The sequence below is a fragment of the Mesorhizobium sp. M7A.F.Ca.MR.362.00.0.0 genome (assembly GCF_004023175.1).
GTDB lineage: Bacteria > Pseudomonadota > Alphaproteobacteria > Rhizobiales > Rhizobiaceae > Mesorhizobium.
Genome location: NZ_RZTF01000182.1, coordinates 1 through 3,539 on the forward strand (window position 1 = coordinate 1; position 3,539 = coordinate 3,539).

At 62.3% G+C, this 3,539-nt stretch carries 2 protein-coding genes and 2 pseudogenes (1 of these 4 running past the window's edge); 3 read left to right on the forward strand and 1 reads right to left on the reverse strand.

Annotated features, from left to right (window positions below):
- Positions 1-444 (reverse strand): annotated as a pseudogene (locus EOC06_RS21030) (ubiquinol oxidase subunit II); the annotation flags it as partial.
- A gap of 166 nt (positions 445-610) precedes the next feature.
- On the opposite strand from EOC06_RS21030, the gene EOC06_RS21035 reads away from it, so the two are divergent.
- The 3 genes and pseudogenes from EOC06_RS21035 to EOC06_RS21045 form a co-directional block, all read left to right on the forward strand.
- Positions 611-1,924: an MFS transporter gene (locus EOC06_RS21035; RefSeq protein WP_128308691.1), complete on the forward strand. Its 1,314-nt coding sequence runs from the start codon at positions 611-613 to the stop codon at positions 1,922-1,924.
- Positions 1,921-3,243 carry an ATP-binding protein gene (locus tag EOC06_RS21040; protein ID WP_128308692.1) on the forward strand — a complete coding sequence of 441 codons (1,323 nt, stop codon included), beginning with the start codon at positions 1,921-1,923 and terminating at the stop codon, positions 3,241-3,243. Before EOC06_RS21035 ends, EOC06_RS21040 begins: the two co-directional genes overlap by 4 nt.
- Positions 3,233-3,539 (forward strand): annotated as a pseudogene (locus EOC06_RS21045) (response regulator transcription factor) (it continues 228 nt past the right edge of the window). Before EOC06_RS21040 ends, EOC06_RS21045 begins: the two are co-directional and overlap by 11 nt.

Genomic DNA, 3,539 nt, shown 5'->3' on the forward strand with positions numbered 1-3,539 from the left:
GTACTGCGGATAGATGAACAGCCATTTCCAGTCGAGCGCGACGACCTCGACCTCAAGCGGGCGCACGTCCGGCGGCAGCGGCTTGCCGGCCGCTACACGTCCGATCGGGCGATAGGGGTCGAGCAGATGGGTGCCCATCCAGGTCACTGCGCCCAGGCAGATTATGATCAGAAGCGGCACAGCCCAAATGACGAGTTCGAGGTGGGTCGAGTGGTCCCAATCCGGCTCGTAGCGCGCCTCGCGGTTGGACTGGCGGTATCGCCAGGCAAAGAATATGGTGAGAGCCATGACCGGTATGATGACGATCAGCATCAGTGCCGTGGACACCATCAGCAGGTCGCGCTGCTGCGCGGCGACGTCGCCGGCAGGGTTCATGACGACCATGCTGCAGGAGCCGAGCGATGCCAGCAGGGGCAGCAGGAAAAGGGTACGGAGACGGCTCAATGTATGACCTGTCGGTTGTTCCCCCCAGTGCTAACCGTACCGCGACAATGAAGGCATTGGACAATTTGTCCAATGCCGCAATGACGCGGCAGGCGTCATCAAAGCACCTGGCCCGCGCACATGGCAAGCGATCGTATGAGACCGCGGCGGGGCAACGGAGAGTGCTGTGAGCCCAACTTCGAAGATCGAAGCCGACGCAAGACGGATCAACGCGCGGCATCATGAGGTGAAGCCCGGCGAAATCGCCGTTGGCGTCATCATCGGCAGGACGTCGGAATTCTTCGACTTCTTCGTCTACGCGATCGCTTCCGTCATCGTTTTTCCGAAGCTCGTATTTCCTTATGCCGACCCGTTGACCGGCACGCTCTACTCCTTCGCCATCTTCGCGCTTGCCTTCATCGCGCGGCCGATCGGGACGGCGATCTTCACCGCGCTCGACCGCGCCTACGGCCGCAGCGCCAAGCTCACCATCGCGCTGTTCCTGCTGGGGACCTCGACTGTGTCGATCGCCTTCGTGCCCGGTTACGACCAGATCGGCCAGGCTTCGGCCTGGCTGCTGGCCATGTTCCGGATCGGTCAGGGACTGGCGCTGGGCGGGACATGGGACGGACTTGCCTCGCTGCTGGCGTTGAATGCGCCCGAAAAGCGCCGCGGCTGGTATGCGATGATCCCGCAGCTGGGCGCACCACTCGGGCTCATCGTTGCCAGCGCCCTGTTTGCATATTTCGTCGGCAACCTGTCGGCCGAAGACTTCTTCAGCTGGGGCTGGCGCTACCCGTTCTTCGTCGCCTTCGCCATCAATGTCGTCGCCCTGTTCGCACGGCTGCGCATCGTGGTGACGCCGGAATACACCAAACTGTTCGAAGGCCAGGAACTGGAGCCGACTTCCGTCCGCGAGACGTTGCGCGCCGAAGGGCGCACTGTCGTGCTCGGCGCCTTCGCGCCGCTGGCGAGCTTCGCCCTGTTCCACATGGTGACGGTGTTTCCTCTGTCCTGGATCTTCCTGTTCACGCGCGAGGGACCAGCACGGTTCCTGGTCATCGAGACGATCGGAGCCTTCTTCGGCCTGGCGGCAATCGCGATCTCGGGCTTCGTCGCCGACCGGGTCGGACGCTGGCCCTTGCTCGGAGGCTCGGCGGTGGCCATCTCCGTGTTCAGCGGTTTCGCGCCACAGCTGCTCGATGGCGGCTTCGTCGGAGAGTCCGTCTTCATGGTCTTGGGCTTCGTCCTGCTCGGCCTGTCGTTCGGCCAGTCTTCAGGAGCACTCGCCTCGAATTTTTCAAAGACCTACCGCTATACAGGTGCTGCGCTGACCTCGGACCTCGCCTGGCTGTTCGGCGCCGGCTTTGCCCCCATTGTCGCCCTGTTCCTGTCCGCCCATTTCGGGCTGATCTCGTCAGGCGCCTATCTGTTGTCGGGAGCGCTATGCACGTTGCTTGCGCTGAGGCTCAACCAGCGCCTGGATCGGACGCCCGCTTGAGTGACCTGCTTGGCCAGGGCTGGGGACCTCCCGGCCCAATGACTCTGCACGACAAGACCAACAAACAGAATTTCCTGCTTCTGATCCAACTGCGCTGGATCGCGGTCGGTGGTCAGATCGTGACGATCCTGTTCGTCCGCTACGCGCTTGGCATCGGCCTGCCGCTGGTGCCGATGGCGGTGGTGATCCTGCTGCTGATCGCTCTCAATGTCGCCAGCCTGCGCCGGAACAGCAGCCAGGACGCGATCACCAACACCGAGCTGTTTCTTGGGCTGCTGCTCGACGTCACCGCGTTGACGGTCCAGCTTTACCTGAGCGGCGGCGCGTCCAATCCCTTCATTTCGCTTTACTTGCTCCAGGTCATCCTGGGCGCGGTGCTGCTGGAGACATGGTCGGTCTGGGCGCTTGTCTTCATTGCAAGCACGTGCTTCATCGCGCTGACCACCTTCTACCGTGAGATCAGCCTGCCCGCTGCACACGGTGCCGGGCTGTTCAGCCTGCACATCCAGGGCATGTTCATCTGTTTCGTCCTGGCGGCAACGCTTCTGGTGCTGTTCATCACCAGGGTCCAGAACAACATCCGCACCCGCGACGCCCATCTTGCGGATTTGCGCCAGCAGTCGGCGGAGGAGGCTCACATCGTCAGGATGGGCCTGCTCGCCTCCGGTGCCGCGCATGAGCTTGGCACGCCGCTGGCCACGCTTTCCGTCATCCTCAACGACTGGCAGCGCATGCCGGCTCTCGAGGCCGATCCGGATCTGGCGCAGGAAATCCGGGAGATGCAGGGCCAGTTGGACCGTTGCAAGAAGATCGTTTCGGGAATCCTGATGTCGTCGGGCGAATTGCGTGGCGAAGGCACGGTTCGCACCTCCGTCGACGCCTTCCTGGCGGAGCTGGTGGCCGAATGGAAATCGATACGGCTGCCGCAAGGCTTCGAATACACCAAGCGTTTCGGCGCCAACCAGGAGATCGTTTCCGATCCCGCGCTCAAACAGGTGATGTTCAATGTACTGGACAACGCACTTGAAGCGTCGCCTCTATGGGTCGGGTTGATCGTCAGCCGCCACGCGGACGATCTCATCGTCGAAGTTGTCGACGCGGGACCGGGATTTGAAGAAGCCATGCTTGCAGAATTCGGCAAGCCCTACACGTCGACCAAGAACCGGCCAGGTAGCGGGCTCGGCCTGTTTCTGGTCGTCAATGTCATCCGCAAGCTGGGGGGTACCGTCACCGTAAGAAATAGAACCGAGGGGGGAGCTTCGGTTACGTTGCATCTGCCGCTGGCTGCTCTGTCTCCGCGAGGGCACAATGCCGACTAAACGCACGCTGTTGATCGTCGAGGACGACATCGCCTTTGCCAACGCACTGCGCCGGTCTTTCGAACGGCGTGACTACGAAACGCATAGCTGCCGGAGCGTCGACGGCGTGCATGCGCTGATCGGCACCGTTGCCTTCCAATATGCCGTCGTCGATCTCAAGCTCGCCAGCGGCTCGGGCCTGGAATGCGTCAGGGCGCTGCACGAGCACGATCCTGAAATGCGGATCGTCGTGTTGACCGGCTTTGCAAGCATCGCCACCGCTGTCGAGGCGATCAAGCTCGGCGCCTGCCAGTATC